General features: G+C 67.1%; 14 protein-coding genes. 6 read left to right on the plus strand and 8 right to left on the minus strand.

The window, feature by feature from the left end; genetic code table 11:
• Nucleotides 1-44 precede the first annotated feature (44 nt).
• Entirely contained in the window at nucleotides 45-1,532 is a 1,488-nt protein-coding gene (locus SJY20_RS09605) for a replicative DNA helicase (RefSeq protein ID WP_380786566.1), read from the plus strand.
• A gap of 156 nt (nucleotides 1,533-1,688) precedes the next feature.
• Here SJY20_RS09605 and SJY20_RS09610 read toward each other — a convergent pair whose 3' ends face one another.
• The 7 genes from SJY20_RS09610 to SJY20_RS09640 all read right to left on the minus strand — a co-directional run bounded on the left by SJY20_RS09610 (nucleotide 1,689) and on the right by SJY20_RS09640 (nucleotide 8,854).
• Nucleotides 1,689-2,441, minus strand: a complete 753-nt coding sequence (locus SJY20_RS09610; RefSeq protein WP_380786567.1) for a phosphoadenylyl-sulfate reductase — start codon at nucleotides 2,439-2,441, stop codon at nucleotides 1,689-1,691.
• Nucleotides 2,434-2,862 carry a DUF934 domain-containing protein gene (locus tag SJY20_RS09615; RefSeq protein ID WP_380786569.1) on the minus strand — a complete coding sequence of 143 codons (429 nt, stop codon included), beginning with the start codon at nucleotides 2,860-2,862 and terminating at the stop codon, nucleotides 2,434-2,436. Before SJY20_RS09615 ends, SJY20_RS09610 begins: the two co-directional genes overlap by 8 nt.
• Nucleotides 2,855-4,486 carry a nitrite/sulfite reductase gene (locus tag SJY20_RS09620; protein ID WP_380786570.1) on the minus strand — a complete coding sequence of 544 codons (1,632 nt, stop codon included), beginning with the start codon at nucleotides 4,484-4,486 and terminating at the stop codon, nucleotides 2,855-2,857. Before SJY20_RS09620 ends, SJY20_RS09615 begins: the two co-directional genes overlap by 8 nt.
• 249 nt (nucleotides 4,487-4,735) lie before the next feature.
• Nucleotides 4,736-5,032 (minus strand): DUF2849 domain-containing protein, encoded by a 297-nt coding sequence (locus SJY20_RS09625; protein WP_380786572.1) that lies wholly within the window; start codon nucleotides 5,030-5,032, stop codon nucleotides 4,736-4,738.
• Nucleotides 5,029-5,820 (minus strand): uroporphyrinogen-III C-methyltransferase, encoded by a 792-nt coding sequence (cobA, locus tag SJY20_RS09630; RefSeq protein WP_380786573.1) that lies wholly within the window; start codon nucleotides 5,818-5,820, stop codon nucleotides 5,029-5,031. Before cobA ends, SJY20_RS09625 begins: the two co-directional genes overlap by 4 nt.
• Before the next feature lie 84 nt (nucleotides 5,821-5,904).
• Complete coding sequence (astD, locus tag SJY20_RS09635; protein ID WP_380786574.1) at nucleotides 5,905-7,404, minus strand: succinylglutamate-semialdehyde dehydrogenase; 1,500 nt, start codon at nucleotides 7,402-7,404, stop codon at nucleotides 5,905-5,907.
• 91 nt (nucleotides 7,405-7,495) lie between these two features.
• Nucleotides 7,496-8,854, minus strand: coding sequence for a protein adenylyltransferase SelO family protein (locus tag SJY20_RS09640; protein WP_380786575.1), 1,359 nt, complete (start codon nucleotides 8,852-8,854; stop codon nucleotides 7,496-7,498).
• Between the two features lie 37 nt (nucleotides 8,855-8,891).
• Here SJY20_RS09640 and SJY20_RS09645 point away from each other — a divergent pair, with 37 nt between their 5' ends.
• The 3 genes from SJY20_RS09645 to SJY20_RS09655 all read left to right on the plus strand — a co-directional run bounded on the left by SJY20_RS09645 (nucleotide 8,892) and on the right by SJY20_RS09655 (nucleotide 11,736).
• Complete coding sequence (locus tag SJY20_RS09645) at nucleotides 8,892-9,776, plus strand: alpha/beta fold hydrolase (RefSeq protein ID WP_380786576.1); 885 nt, start codon at nucleotides 8,892-8,894, stop codon at nucleotides 9,774-9,776.
• 33 nt (nucleotides 9,777-9,809) lie between these two features.
• Nucleotides 9,810-10,565 carry an SDR family oxidoreductase gene (locus SJY20_RS09650; protein WP_380786578.1) on the plus strand — a complete coding sequence of 252 codons (756 nt, stop codon included), beginning with the start codon at nucleotides 9,810-9,812 and terminating at the stop codon, nucleotides 10,563-10,565.
• A gap of 61 nt (nucleotides 10,566-10,626) precedes the next feature.
• Nucleotides 10,627-11,736: a glycosidase gene (locus SJY20_RS09655; protein WP_380786580.1), complete on the plus strand. Its 1,110-nt coding sequence runs from the start codon at nucleotides 10,627-10,629 to the stop codon at nucleotides 11,734-11,736.
• Here the strand turns inward: SJY20_RS09655 and SJY20_RS09660 are convergent.
• Nucleotides 11,733-12,719: a glucokinase gene (locus tag SJY20_RS09660; RefSeq protein ID WP_380786581.1), complete on the minus strand. Its 987-nt coding sequence runs from the start codon at nucleotides 12,717-12,719 to the stop codon at nucleotides 11,733-11,735. The two genes, SJY20_RS09655 and SJY20_RS09660, sit on opposite strands and share 4 nt — an antisense overlap.
• Before the next feature lie 132 nt (nucleotides 12,720-12,851).
• Between SJY20_RS09660 and SJY20_RS09665 the strand changes: the two genes are divergently transcribed.
• Nucleotides 12,852-13,988 (plus strand): glycosyltransferase, encoded by a 1,137-nt coding sequence (locus SJY20_RS09665; RefSeq protein WP_380786583.1) that lies wholly within the window; start codon nucleotides 12,852-12,854, stop codon nucleotides 13,986-13,988.
• Nucleotides 13,989-14,056: 68 nt separating this feature from the next.
• Nucleotides 14,057-15,460 (plus strand): NAD(P)H-dependent flavin oxidoreductase, encoded by a 1,404-nt coding sequence (locus SJY20_RS09670; RefSeq protein WP_380786584.1) that lies wholly within the window; start codon nucleotides 14,057-14,059, stop codon nucleotides 15,458-15,460.
• Nucleotides 15,461-15,578 lie beyond the last annotated feature (118 nt).

The raw sequence follows: 15,578 nt of genomic DNA on the forward strand, positions 1-15,578 counted from the left end.
GCAGCCGGCTTGGAACGCGGGGGTCGCGTGCGTACACGAAGCGGATGGCAACGCTCGCATTCCCCGCTCCCGTCCCCGAAGCCCCCCAGCTGCCCCGCAATGTCGAGGCCGAAGCCGCGATGCTGGGCGCGATGATGATCGACAACCGGCTCGCGGACGATCTGGTCGACCGGCTGGAGCCGGCGCATTTCTTCGAGCCGGTCCACGGCCGTATCTTCGCCGCAATCAAGACGCTGCGCGGCAACGACATGCTGGTGACGCCGGTGACGCTGCGGCCGATGTTCGACGCCGACGAAGGCATGCGCGAACTGGGTGGCCCGGCGTATCTGGCAAGCCTGACCGGCAGCGGTGCGGGGCTGATCGGCGCCCGGCAGTTCGCGGCGCAGATCTATGATTTGGCGATGCTACGGTCGCTGGTGTCGGTCGGGCGGACGCTCGTCGAGCGGGCGATGGATACGTCGGAGGAGGTCAATCCGCGCGCGCAGATCGAGCTCGCGGAAGAGGAGCTGTTCAAGGTTTCGGCCGATGGCGGCACCGAGAATGCAGTGAAAACCTTCGCGCAGGCGACCACCGCGGCGGTCAAGATGGCCGAGCGCGCGCTCAATTCCGGCGGCAACCTGTCGGGCGTGACGACCGGCATCGATTCGATCAACGCCAAGATCGGCGGCATGCATCACAGCGATCTGATGATCCTCGCGGGTCGTCCGGGCATGGGCAAGACCTCGCTCGCGACCAACATCGCGTTCAACGCGGCGCGACGCTGGATGCGCGACATGGCCGACGGCATTGCGCCGGCGGATTCGGTCGGCGCCAAGGTCGCGTTCTTCTCGCTGGAAATGTCCGCGGATCAGCTGGCGACGCGTATCCTGGCGGAGCAGTCGCAAATCTCGTCTGAATCGCTCCGCATGGGTAAGATCAGCCGGACCGAGTTCGCACAGCTGGCGGCGGCGGCGGCCGAGCTGGAGAATTTGCCGCTGTTCATCGACGATACCGGTGGCCTGAGCATCGGCGCGCTGCATACGCGCGTGCGGCGGCTGCAGCGGCGGCACAACAACGAGATCGGGCTGGTCGTGGTCGACTATCTCCAGCTGCTGAGCGGATCGGGCAAGAGCAAGGACGGCAACCGCGTCCAGGAAATCTCGGAGATTTCGCGCGGGTTGAAGACGATGGCCAAGGACCTGAACGTGCCGGTCCTGGCACTGTCGCAGCTGAGCCGTGCGGTCGAAAGCCGCGAGGACAAGACGCCGATGCTGTCGGATCTGCGTGAATCGGGGTCGATCGAGCAGGACGCCGACATGGTCTGGTTCGTCTACCGCGAGGATTATTACGTCGCCTCGAAGGAGCCGAAGCGGCCAGCTGAGGGCGATAGCGCGAAGATCTTCGAGGATCACAACAGCTGGGCGGCCGAGATGGAGCGGGTGTACGGTCTGGCGGAGCTGATCATCGCCAAGCAGCGTCACGGCGCGACCGGCAAGGTGCGGATGAAGTTCGATCCGACGATCACGAAGTTCTCGGATCTCGCGGAGTATTAAACTCTCCCTCGCCCCCTCGGGGAGAGGGAAGGGGCCCGCGGCGCTTGCCGTGGGAAGGGTGAGGGGCGTTGGGACGAGCGTTCCGAGCCTCACACCCCTCACCCTTCCGTCGCTACGCTCCTCCCTCCCTCTCCCCGAAGGGGAGAGGGCAATCGATCAGATGATCGGGTCGTAGCTGGTCGGGGCGTGGATACCGCATTCGACCTTGTCGAAACTGCGCCAGCGCCCCGCGCGCGGGTCTTCGCCAGGGGCGACCTTGGTGGTGCAGGGGGCGCAGCCGATCGAGAGGTAGCCTTGCGCTTCCAATGGGTGACGCGGCAGGTCGTGCTCGGCGAAATAGGCGTCGAGGCGCGGCTTGTCCCAGTCCGCTAGCGGGTTGATCTTCAGCCGGCCTTCGTCTTCCTCGAACCGCGGCAGTGCCTGCCGGGTGCCGGACTGGAACCCCTTCCGGCCCGATATCCAGGCATCGAACGGCGCGAGGGCGCGGCGGAGGGGTTCGACCTTGCGCAGGTCGCAGCAGCCGTCGGGATCGTAGGACCAGCGCAAGCCAGCCTTGTCCTTGATCGCGAGCAGGCGTGGGTCGGGGCGGAACACGCGCAGGTCGGTGAAGCCGAGGCGCTCGGCGAGTTCGTCGCGGTAGGCGAGGGTCTCACCGAACATCTTCTGCGTGTTGGTGAAGACCACCGGAATGTCGCGGTCGATCTCCGAGACCATGTGCAGCAGGACGGCCGACTCGGCGCCGAACGACGAGACCGCGGCGGTGCGGCCAGCAAGCTCGCCGCTCAGCAATTCGCGCAGCATCTCCTGCGCCGAACGGCCGGCGAAGCGGACCTCCATCGCGGCGGCATCGACGATCGTGAAGGCGGGCGTGACGTCGATCATGTCGAGCTGGCGCACGGCGTTACCCATGGCGCAGCTTCCAGATCGGGACACGGTCGTCCGCGGCCTTCTGGTACGGCGTGTCGTAGCGGGCCAGGCTGGCGCGCAGCACATCGATGTCGATCGGCGCTTCGGGCGCGAAGCTGTCGAAGCCGCAGCGACGCATCAGCGGAATCTGGTCGACCAGCACGTCGCCAGCGGCGCGCAGCTCACCGGCATAGCCGGCCTCGCGAAGGATGCGCGCGGTCGAATAACCGCGACCGTCTCGGTAGCCGGGGAAGCTGACCTCGATCAGCGCGAGCTGGTCGAGTTGCGGGAGAAGCGCACGGGCATCGTCGCCGGCTTCGAGACGGACCGCGGTCGCGTTGCTTTGGCCGATGAACGAATCGAGCGTGACCGCGGGTTCGTCATGCGGTTCGTCGTCGCGGAAGCGGAGCAGTTGCTCATCCATAGATCGCCTCCTTGAAGGTTTCGAAGCCGACGCGGCGATAGGTGTCGAGGAAGCGTTCGCCCGGCTCGCGGATCTGGATGTAGCGATCGGTAACGCGTTCGATCGCGTCGACCACGCCGTCCTCCGAGAAGCCGGGGCCGGTGATCTTGGCGAGGCTGACGTCCTCAGCGCCCGATCCGCCGAGCGAGAGCTGGTAGTTCTCGGTGCCCTTCTTGTCGACGCCGAGGATGCCGATGTGGCCGGCGTGATGATGGCCGCAGGCGTTGATGCAGCCGCTGATCTTGAGCTTCAGCTCGCCGAGATCGCGCTGGCGTTCGAGGCTGCCGAAGCGCGTCGCGATCTTCTGCGCAAGCGGGATCGAGCGGGCGTTGGCGAGGCTGCAATAGTCGAGGCCGGGGCACGCGATGATATCGCTGATCAGGTCGAGGTTCGGCTCGGCGAGCCCGGCAGCGGCGAGCGCGGTCCAAAGGTCGTAAAGGTCACGCGTACGGACGTGCGGCAGGACGATGTTCTGCGCATGGCTGACGCGGAGTTCGTCGAAGCTGTAGCGTTCCGCGAGCTCGGCCATCAGGTCGATCTGATCGGCGCTGGCGTCGCCGGGGATGCCGCCGACCGGCTTCAGGCTGATCGTGACGATCGCATAGCCGTCCTGCTTGTGAGTCTTGACGTTCTGGTCGATCCAGACCGCGAAGTCGGGGTCGCTGCGGTCGATCGCGGGTGCGGGGATAGTGTCGAAATCGGGCGCGCCGAAGAAGGCGGTGATGCGGTCCAGCTCGGCGCGCGGCGGGTCGAGGCCGAGCGTCTTCACCGCGACGAACTCCTCCTCGACCTGGCGGCGATATTCGTCGGGACCGATCTCGTGGAGCAGGATCTTGATCCGAGCCTTGTAGATATTGTCGCGCCGGCCGTAGCGATTGTAGACGCGCAGGCACGCCTCGAGGTAGCTCATCAGGTCGTCGGAGCCCACGAAGTCCTTGATTTCGTGGCTGATCATCGGGGTGCGGCCCATGCCGCCGCCGACGAAGATCTTCGCACCGAGTTCGCCGTCTCGCGTCGTCAGCTGGATGCCGATGTCGTGCAGGCGCATCGCCGCGCGGTCTTCGTCCGACGCGATCACCGCGAACTTGAACTTGCGCGGGAGGTAGGTGAATTCGGGGTGGAAGGTGCTCCACTGGCGGATCAGCTCGGCCCAGGGACGCGGATCGGCGACTTCGTCCGCGGCGGCGCCGGCGAACTGGTCCGAACTGATGTTGCGGATGCAGTTTCCCGACGTCTGGATCGCATGCATCTCGACGGTCGCCAGTTCGGCAAGGATGTCTGGGGTCTCGTCGAGCTTGATCCAGTTGAACTGGAGGTTCTGGCGGGTGGTGAAATGGCCGTAACCGCGATCGTATTTGCGCGCGATGTGGCCGAGCATGCGCATCTGGCGACCGTCGAGTGTGCCATAGGGGATCGCGACCCGCAGCATGTAGGCGTGCAGCTGGAGATAGAGGCCGTTCATCAGGCGCAGCGGCTTGAACTGGTCCTCAGTCAGTTCGCCCGACAGGCGGCGCCGGACCTGGTCGCGGAACTCGTCGACACGCTGGTCGACCATCGACTGATCGTATTCGTCGTATTTATACATGGGTATGCCCGACAGAAGGTTGGATCACGCTAAGCCGCGAAGACGCTAAGAGAAGAAGGGTGTTCACGCGGAGGCGCGGAGACGCGGAGGAGTTGCGTTTGAGGAGAACGCCCGCGCCAGCGGCTAATGATCCTTGCGCGGCCAGTGATGATGAGGGCCGCTGCGCGGCAAGGATGACACCTCCGCGTCTCCGCGCCTCCGCGTGAACCACTCTCTGCTTCTCTTCGCGCCTTAGCGTCTTTGCGTGAATCATATCACCCAACTCCCCGCATTCGGATCGGCCGGTTTCAACGTGAGATCAGGCCGCATCGTCGGTCCAAGCGCGCGGATGCGGTCCTTGATGTGCGCAGGCCGCGGGCCGTCCGGGGTCGCGGTCGCTTCGATCAGATAGGGGACGTTGACGCGGCGCGCGCCTTCCTCCGTGCGCAGGATCGATTCGCCCGCGGTGCCGACGTCGACCGCGTCCTCGAGGTGGCGCGACCAGCCGGTGCCGTTCCACCAGACGACGTCGCCGGTCGGGAGATCGTTGCCAGTCAGGAGTCTCATGCGGATGCCGCCTCTGCTACGCGCGCCCAGCGGGCCAGCTTGTCCTGTGCGTCGGACAGTTCGACGACTTCGCCGACGACGATGATCGCCGGGCTCGCGACCGCTTCGCGCGTCACCATCGGTCCGAGATCGGCGAGCAGCGTGCGCAGCGCCCGGCTGCCCTTCAACGTGCCGCGTTCGAGCACCGCGACAGGCATGTCGGGGGCGACGCCGTCGGCCATCAGCTTGTCGGCGATGTCGGTCGCGGTGGCGACGCCCATGTAGATGACCAAAGTCCGACCTTGTCCGGCGAGGCCAGCCCAGTCCTGCTCGCTGAGGCCCTTGCACTGGCCGGCGACGAAGCTGACCGCGCTGCTATGGTCGCGGTGGGTGAGCGGAAGCATCGCTTCCGCGGCACAGCCGAGCGCGGCGGAAACGCCGGGGATCACCTCGACCGGCAGGCCGGCGGCACGGACCGCCTCGACCTCTTCGCCGCCGCGGCCGAACACGAACGGGTCACCGCCCTTCAGCCGGATGACGATCGCGCCGGTGCGGACGTGCGCGATGATCAGCGCGTTGATCGCCTCCTGCGGCAGGGTGTGGCGCGCGCGCTGCTTGGCGACCGAGATGCGTTGTGCCTGTGGCGGTGCGATGTCGAGGACGCGGGGGTCGATCAGGCCGTCATGGACGACGACATCGGCGGTCTTCAACGCCTCGACCGCGCGAACCGTGAGGAGGCCGGGGTCGCCGGGGCCCGCCCCGACGAGGATCACGCGCCCGCGGGCGGTCGGGTCTAGAAGGGTTGCCATGGACCGGAGATGGGCGGGGCCGCGCTGCGGCGCAACGGAATGATGCTTGGGAGGGCGGTAGGAGAGCTTTTCCGGGGAGCGCGCTCAGGCGTCGCGCAGACCGATCCCAATGCTGGCGCGGGCGCTTTCGGCTTCGCTGCTGACGACCGGATAGGCGCAGTAGTCCGCCGCGTAATAGGCGCTGGGGCGATGGTTGCCCGACCAGCCGATGCCGCCGAACGGCGCGCCGCTGGAGGCGCCGTTGGTCGGCTTGTTCCAGTTGACGATGCCGGCGCGAGCGTTGGCCCAGAAGCGGTCGTAGAGCGCGGGGGTCTGGCTGATCAGCGAGGCGGACAAGCCGTAGCGGGTGTTGTTGGCCTCGGCGATCGCGGCGTCGAAGTCGTCAGCGCGGATGACCTGCAGGATCGGGCCGAACAGTTCGAGATCGGGCCGGTCGGGCATGTCGGTGACGTCGATCAGCGCCGGGATCAGGAACGGGCGGTCCGCGACCGGGCGTTCGAGGTGGCGGATCGGGCGCCCGCCGCGCATCATCAGCGCGAGGTAGCTCTCCGTCAGCTGGTCGGCGGCTTCGTTGTCGATCACCGGGCCCATGAACGGGGCGGGGTTGGCATGCGGATCGCCGACGATGATGCGGCCGATCATTTTATTGATCGCGTCGAGCAGCGGATCGTAGAGCTTCGTATTGACGATCAGGCGCCGGGCGGCGGTGCAGCGTTGCCCGGCGGTGGTGAACGCGCTTTGGATCACCAGCACCGCGGCGGTGTGGAGGTCGGGCGTATCCCACACGATGATCGGGTTGTTGCCGCCCATTTCGAGCGCGAGGATCTTGTCGGGCTTGTCGGCGAAGGCGCGGTTGAGCGCCAGGCCGGTGCGCGCCGATCCGGTGAACAACAGACCGTCGATGCCGGAATGCGCGGCCAGCGTCTTGCCTTCGGCGGGGCCACCGATGACGAGGCGGATGCAATCCTCGGGCACACCGGCGGCACGGTAGCAGTCGACCATGAAGGCGCCGCTCGCGGGGGTCTTCTCGGACGGTTTGAACACCACCGCGTTGCCGGCGATCAGCGCGGGGACGATGTGGCCGTTGGGCAGATGCGCCGGGAAATTATAGGGGCCGAGCACCGCGAGCACGCCGTGCGGCTTGTGGCGGAGCGCGACGCGGCTGCCGAGTTGCGCGTCCATCCGGCGCTGCGCGGTGCGCTCGGCATAGGCGGTGACCGAGATGTCGACCTTTGCGATCACGGTGTCGACTTCGGTGCGGGCTTCCCAGACGGGCTTGCCGGTTTCGCGCGCGATCAGGTCGGCAAAGGCGTCGGCGCGCTGGCGAACGACGTTGGCGAAGCGGCGCAGCGTCTCGATCCGGAAGGCGAGCGGTTTGGACGCCCAGATCGCCCAGCCGCCCCGTGCCGCGGCAACTTCGGCGTCGACGTCGCTGAGGGGGGCGCGCCAGAGCAGCGCGCCGGTGGCGGGTTCGTAGGATAGGGAGCTCTTCGGCCATGTGTTTTCTTTAGCGTGTGGTACGGGGAAGTCACCAACCCCCGGGCTCGGTGATGGCGTGCGACCTCGTCCTGCCTTTGCCGTCATCCCAGCGAAGGCTGGGATCTCCCGTGGCGAGGGCGGGGCAGGAGCCGCGGGAGACCCCAGCCTGCGCTGGGGTGACGGATTTTTCGGGGCGTCAGGCCAGCGCTTCGCCCATCGCGCGGATGCTCGCGACCTTGGCGTCCAGCAGCGACCAGTCGTCGCGGTCGGCGATCGCGGACCAGATGCTCTCCACTTCGTCGATCAGCATGCTGCACGGTTCGCCCGACCAATAGGGGTGCGACCGATCTTTCCGCGGCGCGTAGGGGGCGAGGGCGTTGCGGACTTCGGTCCAGGGCTTGCCGTAAGTGTCGGGGAGCGTGCCGCCGAACGCGTCGAAATAGAAGCGGTCGATGCTCGCGCCGGTGGTACGCAGCGCGCGTTCGACGTGCTGGACGAGGGCGCGGTCTTCGGTCGGATCGCGGGCCACGACACCTAGGCGCCAGAGGATCGCTTCGGTGACCGCAGCCATGTAGCGGTCGCCGAAGGTGTCGAGCGCTTCGACGAGGGGGTCGCTCTCGGCGATCTGGCGCAGGCTGATTGCGAGCTGCATGACGTCCCAGTGGATCGCCTCGGGCTGGCGACCGAACGCGTAGAGGCCCTGGTGGTCGAAGTAGGCGGCGGTGAAAGCCGGGTCCCAGGTCGGCGCGAACCGCCACGGGCCGTAATCGAAGCTCTCGCCGGTGACGTTGATGTTGTCCGAATTGAGCACGCCGTGGACGAAGCCCGCCGCCATATAGCGCGCGGCGAGGGTGGCGGTGCGGCCGACGACCAGGTCGAGCAGGCGGACCGGGTCGTCGCTGTCCTCGTCGTAGAGATTGCGCAGGGTGTAGCCGACGAGCGCGCGCAGGGACTCCTCGTCGCGTTCGTAGGCGAGGCGCTGAAAGGTGCCGATGCGGACGTGGCTGTGGTTGAGGCGGACCATGACGGCGCCGCGCGTCGGGCTCGGTTCGTCGCCGCGTTCCAGTGCCTCCCCGGTCTCGATGATCGACAATGTGCGCGAGGTCGGGACGTTCAGCGCCTCGAGCATCTCGGTCGCGAGGATCTCGCGGACGCCGCCCTTCAGCGTCAGGCGGCCATCACCCGAGCGGCTCCACGGCGTCCGGCCAGAGCCCTTGGTGCCGAGGTCCATCAGCCGCCCCCGGCCGTCGCGGAGCTGCGCGAAGGTGAAGCCGCGGCCGTCGCCGATATCGGGATTGTACGAGCGGAACTGGTGGCCGTGATAGCGGAGCGCCAGCGGCTGGGGGAGCGTGCCGGGCAGCGGGTCGAAACGGCCGAACGCTGCGATCCATTCGCCGTCGTCGAGGCTGGCGAGCCCGACCTGCGCCGCGGCGCGGTCGTTGCGGAAGCGCAGCCGGGTCTCGGGGAAGTCGGCGGCGGCGACCGGGTCGTAGAAACGGTCTCCGAGCGTCAGCAGGCGGGCTTCGGGGTGATAGGCTTGCGGGTCTGTAGGCATGCGGTGATATGGAGACCGCCACCCGAAGGACGCAACCATGGCCGCATATGAAAACCGATATTGGTGGTCCAAGGACGGGCTGAGGCTGCACGCGCGCGATTATCCCATGGTTTCAGGGGGCGACGACAGCCGCCCGCCGATCCTCTGCATGCCGGGCCTGACCCGCAATGCGCGCGACTTCGATGCGCTGGCGGCGCGGCTTGCGGGACGGTGGCGGGTGATCGCGATCGACTTTCGCGGGCGCGGCGAGAGTGCCTATGCGAAGGATCCGATGTCCTATGTCCCGCTGACCTATGTCCAGGATGTCGAGGCGATGCTCGGCGAACTGGGGATCGGGCGGTTCGTCGCGATCGGGACTTCGCTCGGCGGGATCGTCGCGATGCTGCTGGCGGGGCTCGAGGCCGGACGGGTCGCGGGCGTGCTGCTCAACGATATCGGGCCCGAGATCGAGCCGGTCGGGCTGGCGCGGATCCGCAGCCATATCGGGCGCGGCGGGGTGTTCCCGACCTGGATGCACGCAGCGCGATCGGTGTCGGAAACGCATGCCGACGTCTATCCGGACTTCGAGATCGAGGACTGGCTGGCGATGGCCAAGCGGCTGTACCGGCTGAACAGTTCGGGGCGGATCGTGCTCGACTACGACCAGAAGATCGCCGAGCCGTTCCGCGTGGTGGGCGGTGAGGCGGGGCCCGATATGTGGTCGGCGCTCGCGACCCTTCGCGCGGTGCCGACGCTGATCGTGCGGGGTGGTCGGTCCGACTTGTTGTCGGCGGCGGTGGCGGACCGGATGGTCGCGGCGCTCGACCGCGCCGAGCTTGTGACGGTACCGGGGGTAGGGCATGCGCCGACGCTGAGCGAAGAGGTGCTGCAGGCGCCGATCGACCGGTTGCTGGCGATGGCGGCGGAACCGGTCGCGGCCTGACGCGCTGGAATCATTATATAACGGGAGTTTCTCATGACCGACATCGCTGACGCGCATACCCGGATGCGCGCCCTGAAGGGCCGTCGCGCCATCATCAGCGGCGGGACCACGGGGATCGGCCGCGCGATCGCCGTATTGCTGGCGTCCGAGGGGGTGAAGGTCTTCATCTGTGGGCATGACGCAGGGCATCTGGCCGACGCGCTCGCGCGGATCCGCGCGGTCGGCGAGGGCGACGGGATCGTCGTCGACCTGTCCAACCCCGACAACGTGCTCGCGTTCTTCGACGCGGCGGAAGCCTATCTCGGCGGGATCGACGTCGCGGTGATCAACGCGGCGGTCGCGGCCGGCGGGCTTACCCAGATGAGCGAGCCGGACCTCCGCTATGCGATCGCGCTCGATTTCACCGCCTATCTGCTCAGCGCACACGCCGCGGCCGCGCGGATGAAGCCGGTCAGCGACCTGGTGCTGATGGGATCGATGAGCGCGCATGTGCTCGGGCCCAGCTCGACGGTCTATGCCGGGATCAAGGCTGGGATCGCCGGTTTCTCCGAGGCACTCCGGCGTGAACTCGGGCCGAAGGGGATCAAGGTCTCGCTGATCGAACCCGGCAAGGTCGGATCGAACATGCAGTATCCCGACGTTTCCGACGAGAAGCAGCGCGCGATGATCGCCGCGGACGAGATGCTGCGGGGCGAGGATATCGCGGTCGGGGTGCATTATCTGCTGACGCAGCCGACGCGGACGGTGGTGCAGCAGCTGACCATCGTGCCGCGCGCGCTGGATGAGTAGCCGCGCACATAACCACCCTGGCCTTCGCCGGGGTGGTAACAAGTTTCGAGGATAGCGTTCGATGCTCGACCATCTGATCTTCACGCCCGCCGATATCGACCTCTCGCGCTCGCCGCTGGCGGGCAAGATCGACGCCGAGACCTATGTGCTCGGCGCGTTCAACCCGGGGATGACGCGGCTGGCGAACGGCAACCTGCTGCTCATGGTCCGGGTGGCGGAGGCGTTGCGGAAGCCGATCTTCGACGGGCAGGTCCATGCGATCCGATGGGACGACGGCGCCTACCATCTCGATGGCTGGCCGCTGGAGATGGTCGATACCAAGGACCCGCGCAAATTCCTGATCCCCGGCGGCGGGTGGAAGGTGATGGCGCTGACGTCGCTGTCGTGGCTGCTGCCGGTCGAGCTGGACGCAGAGGGGCGTAGCGTCGTCGCGGTGCATTACGACCGCGCGATCGCGCCGCGCACGTCGTACCAATGCTACGGCGTCGAGGATGCGCGGATATCGAAGGTCGGCGACCGCTATCTGATGACGACGTGTTCGGTCAGCCCGGAGCGGCATTCGACGACGCTGTACACCTCCGACGACGGGCTCGACTGGACGCTGAAGGGTATCGTCCTGGATCATCAGAACAAGGACATGCTGATCTTCGAGGGGCTGATCGGCGGGCAGTACTGGGCGCAGACCCGGCCGCTCGGCGACCTGTATTTCGCCTATCCGCCGGGCAGCGAATGGCGCAGCGGACCGTCGATCAACCTGTCGCGCTCGCCCGACGCGCTTTACTGGAAGCCCCACGACGAGCCCGGCATCCGTCCGCATTCCGCCACGGTGTCGACCGCGCGGATGGGCGGGGGCGCACCGCCGATCCTGACCGACCGCGGCTGGCTGACGCTGTGGCACGGCGTCGAGCCGTCGGGCGTGGTCGGGATCTATCGGACCTATTGGTCGATCCTCGACAAGGACGATCCCAGCGTCACGGTGGTCACGGACCATGCGGCGTTGCTGGAAGCCGACCCTGCACTGACCGAGCCGCTGAAGGACCAGATGTACATCGATAACGTCGTGTTCACGACGGGGATCGCCGATGCGGGCGATTTCTATGTGGTCGCGAGCGGGGAAGCCGATCTGGCGTGCCGGATCACGCATATCGATAAGGCAGTGTTCTCGGCCTAGCTCCGCTCGTTTCGCAGCGCCTGCGCCAGGCCGATCAGTTCGGCATTGTCGACCGTGGCGAAGACGCGCGGCACGGCTTGCAGGGTGCGTTGGTGCTTCGCCGATGCGACGAACAGCGCCTGCGCGTCGGGGCGGCGCAGGAACGGGCGGATCGCGTTTGCCAGTGCGCCGGTCACCACCAGCCCGTCCCATGCGCCGAACGTCATCACCAGGCTGCTGGCCTGCGCCCAGAACGCCTTGGCCAGCAATTCGCACGCGGCGCGCGCTACCGGGTTGTTTGCGGCCGACCGCGTGACGTCCTCGGGTCGCGTGATAGGGGCGGCGCCGCCGCGTTGCTGCGCGAGACGATTGTGGATCGCGACCAGCCCGCGTGCCGAGACCAGCTCCTCCGCGGCCGGATGGCGGCCGGGAAACAGGTCCGCGGCGATCGCGGCGAGTTCGGGCGTGGCGGCCGCGAACGCGCCGTGCCCCGCCTCCGTCGGCAGGACCGTCATCGCGCCCGACGCGACGCGGTTCACCACCGCGACCCCCAGCCCGGAGGTGATGCCGATAACGGCATAGCACCCCGGGGCCTGGATCGCAGGCGTCGCCCCGCTGCCGAATGCCTCATCCGCACGCACCGGCGCGCTGCCGATCGCCCATGCTTCCGCGGCGAAGTCGTTGAGGATCAGCGGCGGTTCTCCCAGCATAGCCTGCAACCCGGATCGCGACAGGAACCATCGCGTGTTGGTGATCGAGATTGCGTCGCCGCGCACCAGCCCGGCGACGGCGATCGCCGACCGCGTCGGTAATCGCGTGAGTTGCAAATCCTGCTGGAACGCGAGCAGCGCGGCGGTCACGCCGGTGGTCGCCTCGGTATCGTAGTTGCGGATCGTGCCGGTGCGCAGGGCGCCGTCGGCGTCGGACAGCGCGATGCCGATACGCTTGCGGCCTATCGTCGCCAGCACGGCGCCATCCGACGCCGCGGTTCTCGTGCCCTCCATCCTCTGATCCCCCATCGTTCTCTTTGCGAACTTGCGGGCATAGTCGACGAAAATGGTTAGCAACTTGCTCTATGTCACCCCGACCCGGTCCCGCTCTTGAAACGTGGCGGATAAATCGGCATCGCGCGGATCATGGCCGCACCGATCAAGATCCTGCACCTGCACTCCGCGTTCAGCCTTGGCGGCAAGGAGGCGCGGGCGGTTCGCCTGATGAATGCATTCGGCGACCGTGCGCGGCATACCATCGTATCGGGGGTGCCGGATGCGCTGGGCGCGCGGGATGCGATCGCCAAGGGTATCGCCTATGAGATCGCGCAGACGCCGCCACCGCTGACCGGCAAGCCGTCGGTCAAGCGCTACGAGGCGATCGCGCAGTACATGCGGCGGTTCGACCTGGTGCTGACGTATAACTGGGGCGCGATCGACGGGGTGATGGCGCGGCGCGTGTTCGCGAAGGGCGCGCCGCCGCTGGTCCATCACGAGGACGGGTTCAACGCCGACGAGGCGGGCGGGCTGAAGATCGAGCGCAACATGTATCGGCGGCTCGCGCTGGGTGCGGCGCATGCACTGGCGGTACCGTCGGAGGTGCTCGAGGACATCGCGCTCAGGATCTGGAAGCAGCCGCGTGAACGCGTCCACCGGATCGTCAACGGCATCGGCACCGCCTATTACGCGCAGAAGCCCGAACCGAAGGCGATCCCGGGGTTCGTGCCGAGTGCGAAGCAGGTCGTGATCGGCGCGCTGGCCGGGCTCCGCGAGGTCAAGGATTTGACTGCCCTCGTCCGCGCGGTCGGCGGCGTGTCGGGACGGATCAAGCTGGTGATCGTCGGCGAGGGGCCGGAGCGGGCGAATATCCTGCAGGCGGCGGCGGCAATGGGCATGGCCGACGTGGTGGTGCTGCCCGGGTTCCTCGATCGGCCGTACCGCTATATCGGCCATTTCGACATTCTGGCAGTATCGTCGCGCAGCGAGCAGTTCCCGATCGCGGTGATCGAGGCGATGGCAGCAGGACTGCCGATCGCGAGCTATCCGGTCGGCGACGTCGCGAAGATGGTCGCGCCCGAGAATCTGCCGTTCATCACCGAGGCGCCGAGCGAGGTTCGGTTGCGCGATGCGTTGCAGGCGCTGGTCGCCGATCCGGCGCTGAGGGCCAGTGTCGGCGCGGCGAACCAGGCGAAAGCGCGGGCCGAATTCGACGAGGCACTGATGATCGGCCGCTACCGTACGCTGTACGAAGGGGCGATCGGGCGGCCGGGGTCGTTGACCTAGGATGTAATTTGCTCGCGCCCTGCGTCCTTGCGTTATAGGAGGCCGTATTTTCCGGGAGAGGTGACGTTGTGTTCAAGGGCCTGAAGCCTATCGTCTATAATGGCCGGGAAGTCTGGCCTTTGGTTGAAGGCGGCAAGGGTGTTGCAGCGACCAACCATGCGTCGGCCGGCGCCTGGGCGGCGGCCGGGGGTATCGGTACGGTGTCCGCGGTCAACGCCGACAGCTACGATCCCGAAGGCAAGATCATCCCGCAGGTCTACAGCGCGCTGACCCGTCGCGACCGCCACGAGGAGCTCGTCGAATACGCGATCGAGGGCGCCGTCCAGCAGGTCAAGCGGGCGTACGAGATCGCCGACGGCAAGGGCGCGATCAACATCAACGTACTGTGGGAAATGGGCGGTGCGCAGCGCATCCTCCACGGCGTGCTGGAGCGGACCCGCGGCATGGTCGCGGGCGTTACCTGTGGTGCCGGAATGCCGTACAAGCTGTCCGAGATCGCAGCGTCCTACGACGTCCATTACCTGCCGATCATCTCGTCGGGTCGGGCATTCCGCGCACTGTGGAAGCGCGCCTATTCGAAGGCGTCGCAGTGGCTCGCCGCAGTGGTGTACGAGGATCCGTGGCTTGCGGGCGGGCATAACGGCCTGTCGAACGCCGAGGATCCGCTGAAGCCGCAGGATCCGTATCCCCGCGTGAAAGAGCTTCGCGACGTGATGCGCGAAGGGGGGATCTCCGACGACGTGCCGATCATCATGGCGGGCGGCGTCTGGTACCTGCGCGACTGGAACGACTGGATCGACAACCCCGAACTCGGCAGCATCGCGTTTCAGTTCGGCACCCGGCCGCTGCTCACGCGCGAGAGCCCGATCCCGACGCAGTGGAAGGACGCGCTGACGCAGATCGAGCCCGGCGACGTGCTGCTCCACAAATTCTCGCCGACCGGCTTCTATTCGTCCGCGGTGCGCAATCCGTTCCTGCGCTCTCTGGAGGCGCGGTCCGAGCGGCAGATCGCGTTCTCGACGCAGGAGGCCGGCGACCATGTCTTCCAGCTCGACGTCGGCGTGAAAGGCAAGAATTTCTGGGTCACGCGCAACGACCTGCTGCGCGCGCGCGCGTGGTTCGGCGAGGGGCATACGGATGCGCTCAAGACGCCCGACAACACGCTGGTGTTCGTCAGCCCGACCGAGAAGGGCATGATCCGCAAGGACCAGGCCGACTGCATGGGCTGCCTGTCGCAATGCTCGTTCTCGAGCTGGGCGGATACCGAGACCAACTCGACCGGGCGGCTGGCCGATCCGCGCAGCTTCTGCATCCAGAAGACGCTGCAGGATATCGCGCATGGCGGCGACATCGACCAGAACCTGATGTTCGCGGGTCATGCGGCGTATAACTTCAAGAAGGACCCGTTCTATTCGAACGGCTTCGTGCCCACCGTCGGGCAGCTGGTCGACCGAATCCTGACCGGGGACTGAGGGCGACGGTCCCGGCGGAGGCGACGGTGATGACGTGCAGACGATGGGGTCTGTCGCTTCAGGCATCGCGTTCGCCGGGACCGAAACGGTTGTAATTTTTCGATATTGCGCGCATGGT

Source organism: Sphingomonas sp. R86521 (assembly GCF_042466235.1).
Classification (GTDB): domain Bacteria; phylum Pseudomonadota; class Alphaproteobacteria; order Sphingomonadales; family Sphingomonadaceae; genus Sphingomonas.

Excerpts from the sequence above, each read along its gene's own strand:
- SJY20_RS09610 (WP_380786567.1), bottom strand. The coding sequence starts at position 2,441 with ATGGGTAACGCCGTGCGCCAGCTCGACATGATCGACGTCACGCCCGCC.
- SJY20_RS09645 (WP_380786576.1), top strand. The coding sequence starts at position 8,892 with ATGGCCGCATATGAAAACCGATATTGGTGGTCCAAGGACGGGCTGAGG.
- SJY20_RS09655 (WP_380786580.1), top strand. The coding sequence starts at position 10,627 with ATGCTCGACCATCTGATCTTCACGCCCGCCGATATCGACCTCTCGCGC.
- SJY20_RS09640 (WP_380786575.1), bottom strand. The coding sequence starts at position 8,854 with ATGCCTACAGACCCGCAAGCCTATCACCCCGAAGCCCGCCTGCTGACG.
- SJY20_RS09665 (WP_380786583.1), top strand. The coding sequence starts at position 12,852 with ATGGCCGCACCGATCAAGATCCTGCACCTGCACTCCGCGTTCAGCCTT.
- SJY20_RS09620 (WP_380786570.1), bottom strand. The coding sequence starts at position 4,486 with ATGTATAAATACGACGAATACGATCAGTCGATGGTCGACCAGCGTGTC.
- SJY20_RS09615 (WP_380786569.1), bottom strand. The coding sequence starts at position 2,862 with ATGGATGAGCAACTGCTCCGCTTCCGCGACGACGAACCGCATGACGAA.
- SJY20_RS09625 (WP_380786572.1), bottom strand. The coding sequence starts at position 5,032 with ATGAGACTCCTGACTGGCAACGATCTCCCGACCGGCGACGTCGTCTGG.
- SJY20_RS09605 (WP_380786566.1), top strand. The coding sequence starts at position 45 with ATGGCAACGCTCGCATTCCCCGCTCCCGTCCCCGAAGCCCCCCAGCTG.
- astD (WP_380786574.1), bottom strand. The coding sequence starts at position 7,404 with ATGACGGCAAAGGCAGGACGAGGTCGCACGCCATCACCGAGCCCGGGG.
- SJY20_RS09660 (WP_380786581.1), bottom strand. The coding sequence starts at position 12,719 with ATGGAGGGCACGAGAACCGCGGCGTCGGATGGCGCCGTGCTGGCGACG.
- SJY20_RS09650 (WP_380786578.1), top strand. The coding sequence starts at position 9,810 with ATGACCGACATCGCTGACGCGCATACCCGGATGCGCGCCCTGAAGGGC.
- cobA (WP_380786573.1), bottom strand. The coding sequence starts at position 5,820 with ATGGCAACCCTTCTAGACCCGACCGCCCGCGGGCGCGTGATCCTCGTC.